Origin of the sequence: Leifsonia shinshuensis (genome assembly GCF_014217625.1) — a bacterium.
Taxonomy (GTDB): Bacteria; Actinomycetota; Actinomycetes; order Actinomycetales; family Microbacteriaceae; genus Leifsonia; species Leifsonia shinshuensis_A.
Genome location: NZ_CP043641.1, coordinates 4,029,180 through 4,043,990 on the forward strand (window position 1 = coordinate 4,029,180; position 14,811 = coordinate 4,043,990).

27 protein-coding genes are annotated in these 14,811 nt (G+C 66.3%); all 27 read left to right on the plus strand.

The annotated features are described in order from the left end of the window. The first annotated feature begins 4 nt into the window (after positions 1-4). The 27 genes from rplD to rplQ all read left to right on the plus strand — a co-directional run bounded on the left by rplD (position 5) and on the right by rplQ (position 14,793). Positions 5-655, plus strand: a complete 651-nt coding sequence (gene rplD, locus F1C12_RS19575; RefSeq protein ID WP_185276499.1) for a 50S ribosomal protein L4 — start codon at positions 5-7, stop codon at positions 653-655. Continuing rightward, a complete protein-coding gene (gene rplW, locus F1C12_RS19580) occupies positions 655-954 on the plus strand; it encodes a 50S ribosomal protein L23 (protein WP_185276500.1) in 300 nt (99 codons plus the stop codon). The genes rplD and rplW overlap by 1 nt, the downstream gene beginning before the upstream one ends. A 24-nt stretch (positions 955-978) precedes the next feature. After that, positions 979-1,818 (plus strand): 50S ribosomal protein L2, encoded by an 840-nt coding sequence (gene rplB, locus F1C12_RS19585; RefSeq protein ID WP_185276501.1) that lies wholly within the window; start codon positions 979-981, stop codon positions 1,816-1,818. Positions 1,819-1,830: 12 nt separating this feature from the next. Next, the gene (rpsS, locus tag F1C12_RS19590) at positions 1,831-2,112 is read left to right on the plus strand and encodes a 30S ribosomal protein S19 (RefSeq protein ID WP_018191964.1); all 282 of its coding nucleotides are present in this window, start codon (positions 1,831-1,833) and stop codon (positions 2,110-2,112) included. Between the two features lie 25 nt (positions 2,113-2,137). Continuing rightward, a complete protein-coding gene (rplV, locus tag F1C12_RS19595; protein WP_179605001.1) occupies positions 2,138-2,530 on the plus strand; it encodes a 50S ribosomal protein L22 in 393 nt (130 codons plus the stop codon). Next, on the plus strand, positions 2,530-3,306 hold the full coding sequence (gene rpsC, locus F1C12_RS19600) for a 30S ribosomal protein S3 (RefSeq protein ID WP_179605002.1): 777 nt from the start codon (positions 2,530-2,532) through the stop codon (positions 3,304-3,306). The genes rplV and rpsC overlap by 1 nt, the downstream gene beginning before the upstream one ends. A 2-nt stretch (positions 3,307-3,308) precedes the next feature. After that, the gene (gene rplP / locus F1C12_RS19605; RefSeq protein ID WP_055894786.1) at positions 3,309-3,728 is read left to right on the plus strand and encodes a 50S ribosomal protein L16; all 420 of its coding nucleotides are present in this window, start codon (positions 3,309-3,311) and stop codon (positions 3,726-3,728) included. Beyond that, positions 3,728-4,060: a 50S ribosomal protein L29 gene (gene rpmC / locus F1C12_RS22860; protein ID WP_185276502.1), complete on the plus strand. Its 333-nt coding sequence runs from the start codon at positions 3,728-3,730 to the stop codon at positions 4,058-4,060. The genes rplP and rpmC overlap by 1 nt, the downstream gene beginning before the upstream one ends. Continuing rightward, positions 4,060-4,365 (plus strand): 30S ribosomal protein S17, encoded by a 306-nt coding sequence (rpsQ, locus tag F1C12_RS19615; protein WP_179605004.1) that lies wholly within the window; start codon positions 4,060-4,062, stop codon positions 4,363-4,365. Before rpmC ends, rpsQ begins: the two co-directional genes overlap by 1 nt. Next, a complete protein-coding gene (rplN, locus tag F1C12_RS19620; RefSeq protein WP_018191958.1) occupies positions 4,362-4,730 on the plus strand; it encodes a 50S ribosomal protein L14 in 369 nt (122 codons plus the stop codon). Before rpsQ ends, rplN begins: the two co-directional genes overlap by 4 nt. Before the next feature lie 3 nt (positions 4,731-4,733). Beyond that, the gene (gene rplX, locus F1C12_RS19625) at positions 4,734-5,093 is read left to right on the plus strand and encodes a 50S ribosomal protein L24 (RefSeq protein ID WP_158865608.1); all 360 of its coding nucleotides are present in this window, start codon (positions 4,734-4,736) and stop codon (positions 5,091-5,093) included. Then, entirely contained in the window at positions 5,093-5,680 is a 588-nt protein-coding gene (gene rplE / locus F1C12_RS19630; RefSeq protein WP_185276503.1) for a 50S ribosomal protein L5, read from the plus strand. Before rplX ends, rplE begins: the two co-directional genes overlap by 1 nt. Before the next feature lie 111 nt (positions 5,681-5,791). Then, entirely contained in the window at positions 5,792-6,190 is a 399-nt protein-coding gene (rpsH, locus tag F1C12_RS19635) for a 30S ribosomal protein S8 (RefSeq protein ID WP_185276504.1), read from the plus strand. A gap of 7 nt (positions 6,191-6,197) precedes the next feature. Then, the gene (gene rplF / locus F1C12_RS19640; protein WP_185276505.1) at positions 6,198-6,734 is read left to right on the plus strand and encodes a 50S ribosomal protein L6; all 537 of its coding nucleotides are present in this window, start codon (positions 6,198-6,200) and stop codon (positions 6,732-6,734) included. 2 nt (positions 6,735-6,736) lie between these two features. Beyond that, the gene (rplR, locus tag F1C12_RS19645; RefSeq protein WP_185276506.1) at positions 6,737-7,108 is read left to right on the plus strand and encodes a 50S ribosomal protein L18; all 372 of its coding nucleotides are present in this window, start codon (positions 6,737-6,739) and stop codon (positions 7,106-7,108) included. Beyond that, complete coding sequence (rpsE, locus tag F1C12_RS19650) at positions 7,105-7,824, plus strand: 30S ribosomal protein S5 (RefSeq protein WP_179605009.1); 720 nt, start codon at positions 7,105-7,107, stop codon at positions 7,822-7,824. The genes rplR and rpsE overlap by 4 nt, the downstream gene beginning before the upstream one ends. Further along, a complete protein-coding gene (gene rpmD / locus F1C12_RS19655) occupies positions 7,824-8,009 on the plus strand; it encodes a 50S ribosomal protein L30 (RefSeq protein WP_185276507.1) in 186 nt (61 codons plus the stop codon). The genes rpsE and rpmD overlap by 1 nt, the downstream gene beginning before the upstream one ends. Next, complete coding sequence (gene rplO, locus F1C12_RS19660) at positions 8,009-8,689, plus strand: 50S ribosomal protein L15 (RefSeq protein WP_185276508.1); 681 nt, start codon at positions 8,009-8,011, stop codon at positions 8,687-8,689. Before rpmD ends, rplO begins: the two co-directional genes overlap by 1 nt. Positions 8,690-8,769: 80 nt before the next feature. Beyond that, a complete protein-coding gene (gene secY / locus F1C12_RS19665) occupies positions 8,770-10,092 on the plus strand; it encodes a preprotein translocase subunit SecY (protein ID WP_179605010.1) in 1,323 nt (440 codons plus the stop codon). After that, complete coding sequence (locus F1C12_RS19670) at positions 10,089-10,697, plus strand: adenylate kinase (RefSeq protein ID WP_185276509.1); 609 nt, start codon at positions 10,089-10,091, stop codon at positions 10,695-10,697. The genes secY and F1C12_RS19670 overlap by 4 nt, the downstream gene beginning before the upstream one ends. Positions 10,698-10,705: 8 nt before the next feature. Then, the gene (gene map / locus F1C12_RS19675; RefSeq protein ID WP_185276510.1) at positions 10,706-11,536 is read left to right on the plus strand and encodes a type I methionyl aminopeptidase; all 831 of its coding nucleotides are present in this window, start codon (positions 10,706-10,708) and stop codon (positions 11,534-11,536) included. A 173-nt stretch (positions 11,537-11,709) separates the two neighbouring features. Next, positions 11,710-11,931: a translation initiation factor IF-1 gene (gene infA / locus F1C12_RS19680; RefSeq protein ID WP_011186713.1), complete on the plus strand. Its 222-nt coding sequence runs from the start codon at positions 11,710-11,712 to the stop codon at positions 11,929-11,931. Between the two features lie 77 nt (positions 11,932-12,008). Further along, the gene (gene rpmJ, locus F1C12_RS19685) at positions 12,009-12,122 is read left to right on the plus strand and encodes a 50S ribosomal protein L36 (RefSeq protein ID WP_011186712.1); all 114 of its coding nucleotides are present in this window, start codon (positions 12,009-12,011) and stop codon (positions 12,120-12,122) included. 142 nt (positions 12,123-12,264) lie between these two features. Beyond that, positions 12,265-12,639: a 30S ribosomal protein S13 gene (gene rpsM, locus F1C12_RS19690; RefSeq protein ID WP_179605016.1), complete on the plus strand. Its 375-nt coding sequence runs from the start codon at positions 12,265-12,267 to the stop codon at positions 12,637-12,639. Positions 12,640-12,668: 29 nt separating this feature from the next. Then, the gene (gene rpsK / locus F1C12_RS19695; RefSeq protein ID WP_018191944.1) at positions 12,669-13,067 is read left to right on the plus strand and encodes a 30S ribosomal protein S11; all 399 of its coding nucleotides are present in this window, start codon (positions 12,669-12,671) and stop codon (positions 13,065-13,067) included. Positions 13,068-13,186: 119 nt separating this feature from the next. Further along, positions 13,187-14,182, plus strand: coding sequence for a DNA-directed RNA polymerase subunit alpha (locus F1C12_RS19700; RefSeq protein WP_185276511.1), 996 nt, complete (start codon positions 13,187-13,189; stop codon positions 14,180-14,182). Between the two features lie 50 nt (positions 14,183-14,232). Next, on the plus strand, positions 14,233-14,793 hold the full coding sequence (gene rplQ / locus F1C12_RS19705) for a 50S ribosomal protein L17 (protein ID WP_185276512.1): 561 nt from the start codon (positions 14,233-14,235) through the stop codon (positions 14,791-14,793). Positions 14,794-14,811 lie beyond the last annotated feature (18 nt).

Below are 14,811 nucleotides of genomic sequence, written 5' to 3' on the forward strand. Positions count from 1 at the left end.
GTAAATGGCTACCTCGATTGACGTCGTCGACCTCAAGGGCAAGAAGGCCGGCTCCGTCGAGCTTCCGGACTCCCTGTTCGACGTTCAGACCAACATCCCGCTGATCCACCAGGTCGTCACCGCCCAGCTCGCCGCCGCGCGCCAGGGCACGCACAAGACCAAGGGTCGTGGCGAGGTCTCCGGCGCCGGCCGCAAGCCGTTCAAGCAGAAGGGCACCGGCCGCGCTCGTCAGGGCTCGATCCGCGCTCCTCAGATGACCGGCGGTGGCATCGTCCACGGACCGACCCCGCGCGACTACTCGCAGCGCACCCCGAAGAAGATGATCGCCGCTGCTCTGCTCGGCGCCCTCTCGGACCGCGCCCGCGGCAGCCGTATCCACGCCGTGCAGGCGTTCACGGCCGGCGAGGCCCCCTCGACCAAGGCCGTCGTGGACCTGCTCAGCGGCGTCGCGACCTCTCGCCACGTCCTCGTGGTGCTGGAGCGCGACGACGAGCTCGCTTTCAAGAGCGTGCGCAACGTCCCGTCCGTGCACGTGCTGACCTACGACCAGCTGAACGCCTACGACGTCCTGGTGAGCGACGACATCGTCTTCTCGCAGGCCGCTCTCGAGTCGTTCATCGCGTCCAAGACCAAGAAGGAAGAGGTGAACGCGTAATGGCCGCCGTCAACAAGGACCCGCGCGACATCATCATCGCCCCGGTCGTCTCCGAGAAGAGCTACGGCCTGATCGACGAGGGCAAGTACACCTTCCTCGTCGACACGCGTTCGAACAAGACCGAGATCAAGCTCGCCATCGAGTCGATCTTCAAGGTCGAGGTCGCGTCGGTGAACACCCTGAACCGTCAGGGCAAGACCCGCCGCACCCGCTTCGGCACCGGCAAGCGCAAGGACACCAAGCGCGCCATCGTCACGCTGAAGTCCGGTTCCATCGACATCTTCACGGCCGTCGGCTGAGCGAAGGACTAGAGGAAAACAGACATGGCTATTCGTAACTACAAGCCCACGACCCCCGGTCGTCGCGGCTCCTCGGTCGCCGACTTCGCCGAGATCACCCGTTCGACCCCGGAGAAGTCCCTTCTCCGTCCGCTGTCGAAGACCGGTGGCCGCAACAACCAGGGCCGCATCACGACCCGTCACATCGGTGGTGGCCACAAGCGCCAGTACCGCGTGATCGACTTCCGTCGCAACGACAAGGACGGCGTCAACGCCAAGGTCGCGCACATCGAGTACGACCCCAACCGCACCGCGCGCATCGCGCTGCTCCACTTCGTGGACGGCACCAAGCGCTACATCCTGGCTCCGGCCGGGCTGAAGCAGGGCGACGTGGTCGAGTCGGGTGCAGGCTCGGACATCAAGCCGGGCAACAACCTGCCGCTGCGCAACATCCCGACCGGTACCGTCGTGCACGCGATCGAGCTGAAGCCGGGCGGCGGCGCCAAGATGGCCCGCTCCGCCGGAGCCTCGGTTCGCCTCGTCGCGAAGGACGGCCCCTACGCCCAGCTGCGCCTCCCCTCGGGCGAGGTCCGCAACGTCGACGCGCGCTGCCGCGCCACGATCGGCGAGGTCGGCAACGCCGAGCAGTCGAACATCAACTGGGGCAAGGCCGGCCGCATGCGCTGGAAGGGCGTCCGCCCGACCGTCCGCGGTGTCGCAATGAACCCGATCGACCACCCGCACGGTGGTGGTGAGGGCAAGACCTCCGGTGGTCGCCACCCGGTCAGCCCGTGGGGTCAGAAGGAAGGCCGTACGCGCCACCCCAACAAGGAAAGCGACAAGCTCATCGTCCGCCGCCGTAACGCCGGCAAGAAGCGTAAGTAGGAGTTCGAGAAGATGCCACGCAGTCTCAAGAAGGGCCCCTTCGTCGACGAGCACCTGTTTCGCAAGGTGGTCGCCGCGAACGAGGCCAACAGCAAGAACGTGATCAAGACCTGGTCGCGCCGCTCGATGATCGTCCCGGCCATGCTGGGTCACACCATCGCGGTGCACGACGGTCGCAAGCACATCCCGGTGTTCGTCACCGAGACCATGGTCGGTCACAAGCTCGGCGAGTTCGCGCCGACCCGCACCTTCCGTGGTCACGTGAAGGACGACAAGAAGGGTCGCCGCCGCTAACGCGGTGGTGAAAAGGAGGAGAGAAATGGTGGAGTCGATCGCACGCGTGCGTCACATCCGCGTCACCCCCATGAAGGCCCGCCGCGTCGTCAACCTGATCCGCGGCAAGCAGGCCCAGGAGGCCCTGGCCATCCTGAAGTTCGCCCCGCAGAGCGCGAGCGAGCCGGTCTACAAGCTCGTCGCCTCGGCGATCGCCAACGCGCGCGTCAAGGCCGACCAGAGCAACACCTACCTGGACGAGCAGGACCTGTACGTGAGCCGCGCCTTCGTGGACGAGGGCACGACCCTCAAGCGGTTCCAGCCGCGTGCACAGGGCCGCGCCTTCCGCATCAACAAGCGCACCAGCCACATCACGATCGTCCTCGCGACGCCGGATGAGGTCCAGGACGCCAAGGCTACGAAGAAGGCGAGCAACTAATGGGTCAGAAAGTCAACCCGTACGGCTTCCGTCTGGGAATCACGACCGACCACGTGTCGCGCTGGTTCTCCGACAGCACGAAGAAGGGTCAGCGTTACAGCGACTACCTCGCTGAGGACGTCAAGATCCGCACCCTGCTGAAGACGTCGCTCGACCGCGCGGGCGTGTCCCGCATCGAGATCGAGCGCACCCGCGACCGCGTCCGCGTCGACATCCACACCGCCCGTCCGGGCATCGTGATCGGTCGTCGTGGCGCCGAGGCCGAGCGCATCCGCGCCGACCTCGAGAAGCTCTCGGGCAAGCAGATCCAGCTGAACATCCTCGAGGTCAAGAACCCCGAGGCCGACGCCCAGCTCGTCGCTCAGGGCATCGCCGAGCAGCTCGCCGCCCGCGTGGCCTTCCGCCGCGCGATGCGCAAGGGCCTGCAGGGCGCTCAGCGCGCCGGCGCCAAGGGTGTCCGCATCCAGGTGTCGGGCCGCCTCGGCGGCGCCGAGATGAGCCGCTCGGAGTTCTACCGCGAGGGCCGTGTGCCGCTGCACACGCTCCGCGCCAACATCGACTACGGCTTCTACGAGGCCAAGACCACCTTCGGTCGCATCGGTGTCAAGGTGTGGATCTACAAGGGCGACATCACGAACAAGGAGCTTGCCCGCGAGCAGGCCAACCAGAAGCCGTCGCGCGAGCGCAACGACCGTGACCGTCCGCGTCGCGGCGGTGGCCGGGGCAACGCTCCCGCCGCCGAGTCCGCGCCGGCCGCAGCAGGAGTTGAGGCATAACCATGTTGATCCCACGCAGAGTCAAGCACCGCAAGCAGCACCACCCCGGCCGTAGCGGCCAGGCGACCGGTGGCACGAAGGTCTCCTTCGGCGAGTTCGGCATCCAGGCCCTGACCCCCGCTTACGTGACCAACCGTCAGATCGAGTCCGCTCGTATCGCCATGACGCGTCACATCAAGCGTGGCGGCAAGGTGTGGATCAACATCTACCCGGACCGTCCGCTCACGAAGAAGCCGGCCGAGACCCGAATGGGTTCCGGTAAGGGTTCCCCCGAGTGGTGGGTCGCGAACGTCAAGCCGGGTCGGGTCCTCTTCGAGGTCTCCGGCGTCTCCGAGGAACTCGCTCGTGAGGCCATGACCCGTGCAATCCACAAGCTGCCCCTCAAGGCACGCATCATCAAGCGCGAGGAGGGCGACGCGTAATGGCGATCGGCACCAAGGAGCTCGCTCCCAGCGAGCTCGACACCTTTGAAGACGAGCGTCTGATCGACGAGCTGAAGAAGGCCAAGGAAGAGCTGTTCAACCTGCGCTTCCAGTCGGCCACCGGTCAGCTCGAGAGCCACGGCCGCCTGCGTGCGGTCAAGCGCGACATCGCTCGTATCTACACCGTGATCCGCGAGCGCGAGCTCGGGATCCGGGCGACCCCGGCTCCGGTCGAGGCCGCTCCTGCCAAGGCAGAGAAGAAGAGCAAGGCGAAGAAGGAGGCCGCAGAGGCCGCCGAGGTCGCCGAGACCGAGACTGAGGAGGCCAAGTAATGGCTGAGACCACCAAGGCTGCGGCCGCGGAGTCGGCGGCCGACGAGGCCATCGTCCGTGGTTACCGCAAGGCCCGTCGCGGGTACGTCGTCAGCGACAAGATGGACAAGACCATCGTCGTCGAGGTCGAGGACCGCGTGAAGCACCCGCTGTACGGCAAGGTCATCCGCCGCACCTCCAAGGTGAAGGCGCACGACGAGAACAACACCGCCGGCATCGGCGACCTCGTTCTCATCAACGAGACCCGTCCGCTGAGCGCCTCCAAGCGGTGGCGCCTGGTTGAGATTCTGGAGAAGGCCAAGTGATTCAGCAGGAATCCCGACTCAAGGTCGCCGACAACACCGGCGCCAAGGAACTTCTCGCCATTCGCGTCCTCGGCGGCTCCAGCCGTCGCTACGCCGGCCTGGGTGACGTCATCGTCGCCACGGTCAAGGACGCGATCCCCGGCGGCAACGTCAAGAAGGGCGATGTCGTCAAGGCCGTCGTCGTGCGCGTGCGGAAGAACACCCGCCGCCCGGACGGCTCCTACATCAAGTTCGACGAGAACGCCGCCGTGATCCTGAAGAACGACGGTGACCCCCGTGGCACCCGCATCTTCGGCCCGGTCGGCCGTGAGCTTCGCGACAAGAAGTTCATGAAGATCATCTCGCTGGCCCCGGAGGTGCTGTAACCCATGGCGAACATCAAGAAGGGCGACCTGGTCCAGGTCATCTCGGGCCGTTCGCAGGCCCGCGGTGGCGACCGTGGCAAGCAGGGTCGTGTCATCGAGGTCCTCGTGGAGAAGAACCGCGTGATCGTCGAGGGCGTCAACTTCGTGACCAAGCACGTGCGCGTCGGCCAGACGCAGCGTGGCACGAAGACCGGCGGCATCGAGACCCACGAGGCTCCGATCCACGTGTCCAACGTGGCGCTCGTCGACCCCGAGACCAAGAAGCCGACCCGCGTCGGCTTCCGCACCGAGACCGTTACGAAGGACGGCGTCACCAAGACGGTCCGCGTTCGTTACGCCAAGAAGTCTGGTAAGGACCTGTAATGACGGACACTGCAACGAGTGCTGGCAAAATCCAGCCTCGCCTGAAGCAGAAGTACAAGAACGAGATCTCCGCTCAGCTCAAGGGCGACTTCGGGTTCACGAACGTGCACCAGGTGCCCGGTCTCGTGAAGATCGTCGTCAACATGGGCGTCGGCGAGGCGGCTCGTGACGGCAAGGTGATCGACGGTGCGATCAACGACCTCACCCTGATCACCGGCCAGAAGCCGCAGGTCACCAAGGCCCGCAAGTCCATCGCGCAGTTCAAGCTGCGCGAGGGCCAGCCGATCGGCGCGCACGTCACGCTGCGCGGCGACCGCATGTGGGAGTTCCTCGACCGCCTGCTCTCGCTCGCGCTGCCCCGTATCCGGGACTTCCGCGGCTTGAGCGACAAGCAGTTCGACGGCAACGGCAACTACACGTTCGGTCTCACGGAGCAGTCGATGTTCCACGAGATCAACCAGGACCGGATCGACCGCGTCCGCGGTATGGACATCACGGTCGTGACCACCGCGAAGAACGACGACGAGGGCCGCGCGCTGCTCAAGCAGCTCGGCTTCCCGTTCCGTTCGAACGAGACGAGCAACTGACTCTAGTAGTCTTGTCTCTTTGTGGGCCGGCCACCCGGCCGGCCCACTTCCACCACAGGTCGTCAGTCGTGTAACGGCTGAACGAAACCTGGTGAACGAAGGAAAACCGCAATGACGATGACAGATCCGGTCGCAGACATGCTGACCAGACTGCGCAACGCGAACTCGGCGCACCACGACACCGTGTCGATGCCGCACTCCAAGCTCAAGGCCCACATCGCCGAGATCCTCACCACCGAGGGCTACATCTCCGGCTGGGAGGTCTCCGACGCCCGTGTCGGCCAGACCCTGACGCTCAACCTCAAGTTCGGTCCGAACCGTGAGCGCTCCATCGCCGGCATCAAGCGCGTCTCCAAGCCCGGCCTCCGCGTCTACGCGAAGTCCACGGAGCTCCCCAAGGTCCTCGGCGGCCTCGGTGTCGCCATCCTGTCCACCTCCTCGGGGCTCCTCACGGACCGCCAGGCTGAGAAGAAGGGCGTGGGTGGGGAAGTCCTCGCCTACGTGTGGTGACCCTGCCATGTCGCGTATTGGAAGACTGCCCATCGACGTCCCCGCTGGGGTCGATGTGAAGATCGACGGCCAGACCGTCACTGTCAAGGGCCCGAAGGGCGAGCTCTCGCTCGTCGTCGCCAGCCCGATCGAGGCGAAGCTGGAGGAGGGCCAGGTCCTGGTCACCCGTCCGGACGACGAGCGCGCTTCGCGTTCGCTCCACGGCCTCACCCGCACGCTCATCAACAACAACATCATCGGCGTCACCCAGGGCTACTCGAAGGGCCTGGAGATCGTCGGCACCGGTTACCGCGTGGCGCAGAAGGGTGCGGGCGTCGAGTTCGCGCTCGGCTTCTCCCACCCGGTCAACGTCGAGCCGCCGGCCGGCATCACCTTCACGGTCGAGGGCAACAACAAGCTCACCGTGAGCGGGATCGACAAGCAGGCTGTGGGCGAGGTCGCCGCGAACATCCGCAAGATCCGCAAGCCCGAGCCGTACAAGGGCAAGGGTGTGCGTTACGCCGGCGAGGTCGTTCGTCGCAAGGCCGGAAAGGCTGGTAAGTAATCATGGCTCTGGGTACCAGAGGAAAGAGCAAGGCGGCCGCTCGCGACCGTCGTCACACCCGCCTGCGCAAGAAGATCGTGGGCACCGAGGTCCGTCCTCGCCTGGTCGTCACCCGCTCTGCCCGTCACGTCTTCGTGCAGATCGTCGACGACGCCAAGGGCCACACGCTGGCCTCCGCGTCGACCATGGAGTCCGACCTGCGCGGCTTCGACGGCGACAAGACCGCCAAGGCCCGCAAGGTGGGCGAGCTCGTCGCCGAGCGCGCGAAGAGCGCCGGTGTCGAGGCCGTGGTCTTCGACCGTGGCGGCAGCAAGTACGCCGGTCGCGTTGCGGCCGTCGCCGAAGGCGCTCGTGAAGGTGGGCTGAACCTGTGAGCGACGAGAACAACAAGGAGCAGACCGTGGCCGCTGAGGTAACGGAGACCGCGCAGCCGGTCGAGACCGCTGCGTCGACCGACAACAACCGCGAGCGCGAGCCGCGCCGCGGTGGCCGGGAGCGCAACCCCAACCGCGATCGCGGCAGCCGGGACGCCGACAAGAGCCAGTTCCTGGAGCGCGTCGTCACCATCAACCGCGTCTCCAAGGTCGTGAAGGGTGGTCGTCGCTTCAGCTTCACCGCTCTCGTGGTCGTCGGAGACGGCAACGGCCTGGTGGGCGTCGGCTACGGCAAGGCCCGCGAGGTGCCGCTGGCGATCTCGAAGGGCGTCGAGGAGGCGAAGAAGAACTTCTTCCGCGTCCCGCGCGTCGGCAACACCATCCCGCACCCGGTGCAGGGTGAGGCCGCCGCCGGCGTCGTCCTCCTGCGTCCGGCCGCCGCCGGTACCGGTGTTATCGCCGGTGGCCCGGTGCGCGCCGTCCTGGAGTGCGCCGGCATCCACGACGTGCTGAGCAAGTCGCTCGGCTCGTCCAACACGATCAACATCGTGCACGCGACCGTCGAGGCGCTGCAGCAGCTCGAGGAGCCCCGTGCCGTCGCAGCTCGCCGTGGTCTCGACTACGACCAGGTCGCGCCCGCGCGCCTGCTGCGTGCCGAGGCCGAGGCGGCCGAGGCCGCTGCTGCCGCCAAGAAGGCAGAGAAGGTAGGTGCCTGATGGCCGCGCGCCTGAAGATCACGCAGATCAAGTCGAAAGTGAGCGAGAAGCAGTACCAGCGCGACACGCTGCGCAGTCTGGGACTGAAGCGAATCGGTGACGTCACCGTCCGCGAGGACACCCCGCAGAACCGCGGGTACGTCAACACCGTCGCTCACCTGGTGAAGGTTGAGGAGATCGACTAATGGCTGACGACAAGCCGACCACTGAGGCCGCTGCCGAGAAGCCGGCCGCCAAGAAGAGCACCACCACCAAGGCCGCGGCCGACAAGCCCGCCGCTGAGAAGGCAAGCACCGCGAAGAAGGCTCCGGCCAAGAAGGCTCCGGCGAAGGCCGCTGCCGACAAGGCCGCCGCCTCCACCAAGGACGAGACCGTCTCCGCCCCGGCGAAGAAGGCCCCGGCCAAGAAGGACGTCGCGGAGCCCCGCGAGCAGGTCCTCAAGGTGCACCACCTCCGTCCCGCCGCTGGCGCCAAGAAGGACAAGACCCGCGTCGGACGCGGTGAGGGTTCCAAGGGCAAGACCGCGGGCCGTGGCACGAAGGGCACCAAGGCCCGCTACCAGGTCCGCCCGGGCTTCCAGGGCGGTCAGCTCCCGTTCCACATGCGTTCGCCGAAGCTGCGCGGGTTCAAGAACCCGTTCCGCGTCGAGTACCAGGTGGTCAACCTCGAGAAGCTGGCCGAGCTGTACCCGGCCGGCGGCGATGTGACCATCTCCGACCTCGTCGCCAAGGGCGCCGTTCGCAAGAACGAGAAGGTCAAGGTTCTCGGTAACGGGGACATTGCGGTTAAGCTGAACGTTGCGGTCGACAAGGTCTCCGGCTCTGCCGAGCAGAAGATCGTCGCCGCTGGTGGCTCCGTCAAGTAGCCGCCCGTAAAGCAGCGCAGTCGGGTGGCCGGGACTCCCGGTCACCCGACTGGACTCTTACAGGAAAGCAGGACGCACTTTTGTTTAGCGCCGTCGCGCGGATCTTCCGCACCCCGGACCTCCGCCGGAAGATCTTCTTCACGCTGGGGATCATCGCTCTGTTCCGGCTGGGCTCGTTCATCCCTGCGCCGTTCGTCGACTTCGCCAACGTCCAGACCTGTCTGAACGCCAACCAGGACACCTCGGGGCTCTACTCCCTGGTCAACCTCTTCTCGGGTGGCGCTCTCCTCAAACTCTCGATCTTCGCGCTCGGCATCATGCCGTACATCACCGCGTCGATCATCGTGCAGCTGCTGCGCGTGGTCATCCCGCGCTTCGAGACCCTCTACAAGGAGGGCCAGGCCGGCCAGGCCAAGCTCACGCAGTACACGCGCTATCTCACGATCGCGCTGGGCGTCCTCCAGTCGACGACCCTCATCACCGTCGCCCGTTCGGGCGCCCTCTTCGGCACTACCGCCGTCTCGCAGTGCACGCAGCTGATCACGGACGACTCCTGGTACGCCATCATGCTCATGGTCATCACGATGACCGCCGGCACCGGCCTCATCATGTGGATGGGCGAGCTCGTCACCGAGCGCGGCATCGGCAACGGCATGTCCCTCCTGATCTTCACCTCGATCGCCGCGCAGTTCCCGAGCTCGCTCTGGGCCATCGGCCAGTCGCAGAGCATCGAGGTGATGTTGGTGGTGATCGCCATCGGTCTGCTGATCGTCGCCGCGGTCGTCTTCGTCGAGCAGTCGCAGCGCCGCATCCCCGTGCAGTACGCCAAGCGGATGGTCGGCCGCCGCACCTACGGCGGCAACAACACGTACATCCCGATCAAGGTGAACATGGCGGGTGTCGTCCCGGTCATCTTCGCGTCGTCGCTGCTGTACCTGCCCGCGCTGATCGCGCAGTTCAACCAGCCCGCCGCCGGCAAGGCCCCTGCGCCATGGGTCACGTGGATCACGAACTACCTGACCAAGGGCGACCACCCGCTCTACATGCTGCTCTACTTCCTCCTGATCGTCGGCTTCACGTACTTCTACGTCGCGATCACCTTCAACCCGGAGGAGGTCGCCGACAACATGAAGAAGTACGGGGGCTTCATCCCCGGCATCCGCGCGGGCCGCCCCACGGCCGAGTACCTGGACTACGTGCTGACGCGCGTGACGCTGCCCGGCTCGATCTACCTCGGAATCATCGCGCTGATCCCTCTGATAGCGTTCGCATTGCTCGGCGCCAGCCAGAACTTCATGTTCGGCGGCACGTCCATCCTCATCATCGTCGGTGTGGGACTCGAGACGGTCAAGCAGATCGACTCCCAGCTCCAGCAACGGCACTACGAAGGGCTTCTGCGTTGACCCGTATGCTGATCGTCGGACCTCCCGGAGCGGGAAAGGGCACTCAGGCCTCCCGCATCACCACCGCGTACGGGATCCCCGACATCTCCACGGGCGACATCTTCCGGGCCAACATCAAGAACGAGACCCCGCTCGGCCAGCAGGTCAAGGCGATCGTCGACGCGGGCGACTACGTTCCGGACAGCCTCACCAACGAGCTCGTCACCGACCGGCTGTCGGAGGACGACGCGAAGGACGGCTTCCTCCTCGACGGGTATCCGCGGACGCTCGAGCAGGTGAAGTACCTCGACGACCTGCTGGCCTCCAAGGGCCAGGAGCTCGCCGCGGTGATCCAGCTCGTCGCCGACCAGGACGAGATCGTCGCGCGCCTCACCAAGCGCGCGCAGGAGCAGGGTCGTGCCGACGACTCCGAGGATGCCATCCGGCACCGCCAGGAGGTCTACCTGCGCGAGACGTCCCCGCTGATCGACGTGTACCGCGAGCGCGGTCTGCTGGTCGAGGTGGACGGCCTGGGCGACATGGAGGATGTCGCGGCGCGCATCCGCACGGCTCTCGCCGAGCGAGGCATCCACCCGCGCGAGGGCGCCGGCGAGCCGGTCGCCTGAACCTCTCCATGGCTTTCCGACGGTCGTTCTACAAGTCGCCCGCCCAGCTCCGACTGATGGTCGCGCCGGGACGGGCGACTGCCGCGTCGCTGGACGCCGTCGCAGCGGCGGTCGCGGCCGGTGTGTCGACCCTCGAGCTGGACGCCATCGCCGAGGCCGCGATCGAGGCCTCGGGCGGGAAGTCCAACTTCAAGCTGGAGGCGGGCTACCACCACACGATCTGCGCGTCGGTCAACGACGAGGTCGTGCACGGCATCCCCGGCTCGCGGATCCTGCAGCCGGGCGACATCCTCTCGGTCGACAGCGGCGCCATCCAGGAGGGCTGGAACGGCGACGCGGCACGCACGTTCGTGCTGCCCGATCCGGCGCACCCGGAGCGCGTCGCCGAGCGGCAGAAGCTCTCCGACGTGACGGAGCAGTCGCTCTGGCACGGCATCGCCCGGCTCGCGAGCGCCCGTCATCTCAACGAGGTGGGCGAGGCGGTCGAGGACCACATCATGTCGCAGGGCGACTACGGCATCCTCACCGACTACATCGGGCACGGGATCGGCCGGCGCATGCACGAGGAGCCTCCGGTGTTCAACTACCGGGTGCGCGCCAAAGGCCCGGAGGTGCGTCCGGGGCTCGTGGTCGCGATCGAGCCCATGGTGGTGCTGGGGGACCAGGACACCTACGTGAAGGACGACGGCTGGACCGTCGCCACCGAGGACGGCTCGGCCGCCGCGCACTGGGAGCACAGTGTCGCGGTGCACGCCGACGGCATCTGGGTGCTGACCGCGGTCGACGGTGGAGCCGCAGGGCTCGCGCCGTTCGGGATCACGCCCACGCCGATCCCGTGACGGGCGGTTTCCGGCCCTGTTCGCTCAGAGCGGGCGCGGATGATAACCCAGAATTGGCGAAATGCGCCGGCATCCCATAAGATTGATCCTTGGTGTCTTAGGCGTGCTTTCTGCATGTCCGGCGCCAGTCAACGCACGACCAGCAATCCACTACTAGTAGCGACAGTGAGGCTATGGCCAAAAAAGACGGTGTCATCGAGATCGAAGGATCTGTGATCGAGGCGCTCCCCAACGCGATGTTCCGCGTGGAGCTCACCAACGGTCACAAGGTTCTTGCCCACATCTCCGGCAAGATGCGTCAGCACTACATCCGTATCCTCCCCGAGGATCGCGTGATCGTGGAGCTGAGCCCCTACGATCTGACCCGCGGCCGGATCGTCTACCGCTACAAGTAACGGACTGCTGTAAGTAACGGCCACGCCACCGGGTAGCCCCTGGCGAGGTACGAGGACAGCGAACAAAGGTAACAACTATGAAGGTCAACCCCTCCGTCAAGAAGATCTGCGACAAGTGCAAGGTCATCCGTCGCAACGGCCGGGTCATGGTCATCTGCGAGAACCCGCGCCACAAGCAGCGCCAGGGCTGATCGCAGCCAGCACGACTCAACTCAATAACGAAGCGATCCCAGAACCCGCATCCGTCTAGCGCGGATGCGGGGGACACCCTCGGAGGAGGCCGGGGCACCGGGATCGCTGAAGACCTCCACTCATCACAGGAGAAGCCACACCATGGCACGTCTAGCAGGCGTCGACATCCCGCGCGAGAAGCGCGTGGAGGTCGCACTCACCTACATCTACGGCGTCGGGCGCACGCGTGCGCTCCAGACCCTTCGCGAGACCGGGATCTCCGGCGACATCCGCGTCAAGGACCTGACCGACGACCAGCTCGTCGCACTGCGCGACTTCATCGAGGGCAACTTCAAGGTCGAGGGTGACCTCCGCCGTGAGGTCGCCGCCGACATCCGCCGCAAGGTCGAGATCGGCAGCTACGAGGGCATCCGCCACCGCAAGGGCCTCCCGGTCCGCGGCCAGCGAACCAAGACGAACGCGCGCACCCGCAAGGGCCCGAAGCGCACCGTCGCCGGTAAGAAGAAGGCTCGCTAGGCCGACAACAGGACTGAAGGAGAAAGAAAATGGCAGCACCCAAGTCGGCCGCTCGCAAGCCGCGCAAGAAGGAAAAGAAGAACATCGCTGTGGGCCAGGCCCACATCAAGAGCACCTTCAACAACACCATCGTCTCGATCACCGACACCACCGGTGCGGTCATCTCGTGGGCGTCCTCCGGTGGAGTTGGCTTCAAGGGCTCGCGCAAGTCCACCCCGTTCGCCGCGCAGCTGGCAGCCGAGTCGGCCGCCCGTCAGGCGCAGGAGCACGGGATGAAGAAGGTCGACGTCTTCGTCAAGGGTCCGGGCTCGGGCCGCGAGACCGCGATCCGCTCGCTCCAGGCCGCCGGCCTCGAGGTGGGCTCGATCAACGACGTCACCCCGCAGGCGCACAACGGCTGCCGCCCGCCGAAGCGTCGCCGCGTCTAGTTCTCTTCCACGTCCGCCCAGGCGGCGGTCCTCCCCGGACCGCCGCCTGACGGCGTGACGAACCCCACCTCACTCACGCGAGTGTCATATAGCGGACACTCAGCCGAAAGGAATCAACAGTGCTCATTGCACAGCGTCCTACGCTCACCGAAGAGAACATCTCCGAGTTCCGGTCGCGGTTCGTCATCGAGCCGCTCGAGCCGGGCTTCGGCTACACCCTCGGCAACTCGCTGCGCCGCACCCTGCTCTCCTCCATCCCCGGCGCCGCCGTGACCAGCATCCGCATCGACGGCGTGCTGCACGAGTTCAGCACCGTCCCGGGTGTCAAGGAGGATGTCACCGAGATCATCCTGAACATCAAGGGTCTGGTCGTCTCCAGCGAGCACGACGAGCCGATCACCGCCTACCTCCGCAAGACCGGCTCCGGCCAGGTCACCGCGGCGGACATCTCGGCTCCGGCGGGCGTGGAGATCCACAACCCCGAGCTGGTCATCGCGACGCTGAACGACAAGGCGAAGTTCGAGGTCGAGCTGACCATCGAGCGCGGCCGCGGCTACGTCTCGGCCCAGCAGAACCGCAACGAGTACTCCGAGGCGGGCCAGATCCCGATCGACTCGATCTACTCCCCGGTCCTGAAGGTCACCTACCGCGTCGAGGCCACCCGTGCCGGCGAGCGCACCGACTTCGACCGCCTCGTGGTCGACGTCGAGACCAAGCCGGCGATCAGCCCGCGCGACGCCATCGCGTCCGCCGGCCGCACGCTGGTCGAGCTGTTCGGTCTGGCCCGCGAGCTCAACAGCGCGGCCGAGGGCATCGAGATCGGCCCCGCGCCGGTCGACCAGGTGCTCAGCTCCGAGCTGTCGATGCCGATCGAGGACCTCGACCTGTCGGTCCGCTCGTACAACTGCCTCAAGCGCGAGGGCATCAACACCGTCAGCGAGCTCGTGTCGCTGTCGGAGACGCAGCTCATGAACATCCGCAACTTCGGCCAGAAGTCGGTGGATGAGGTCAAGGACAAGCTGACCGAGATGGGCCTGTCGCTCAAGGACTCTGTCCCCGGCTTCGACGGCGCCCACTTCTACAGCGGGTACGAAGAAGACGAGACCACCATCTGAGGCCGCGTCAGCGAAGCCTTCGACTTTTCAATTACTGGAGATAACCGATCATGCCTAAGCCCACCAAGGGCCCCCGCCTCGGAGGCGGTCCCGCGCACGAGCGCCTCATGCTCGCCAACCTGGCCGCTGCGCTCTTCACCCACAAGAGCATCAAGACGACCGAGACCAAGGCCAAGCGCCTGCGTCCCTACGCCGAGCGTCTGATCACGTTCGCGAAGCGCGGCGACCTGCACGCTCGCCGTCGCGTCCTCGCGGTCATCGGCGACAAGACCGTCGTGCACGAGCTCTTCACCGAGATCGCCCCGCTGGTCGCGGAGCGCGAGGGCGGCTACACCCGCATCACCAAGCTCGGCTACCGCAAGGGCGACAACGCCCCCATGGCGCAGATCGAGCTCGTGCTCGAGCCGGTCACCCCGAAGGCGAAGCCGGCCAAGAAGGCCGCTGCCCCGAAGGCCGCTCCGGCCGAGGAGCCGGTCGTCGAGGACGAGGCCGCCGAGGACACCACGTCCGAGGAGACCGCCGCCGCTGAAGCCGAGGTCGTCGAGGAGGCCACCGGCGACGCCGAGGCCGCCGAGGAGACCACCGCCGAGGCGGAGGCCGAGAAGGCCTGAGCCTTCCGCTAGCGCTGT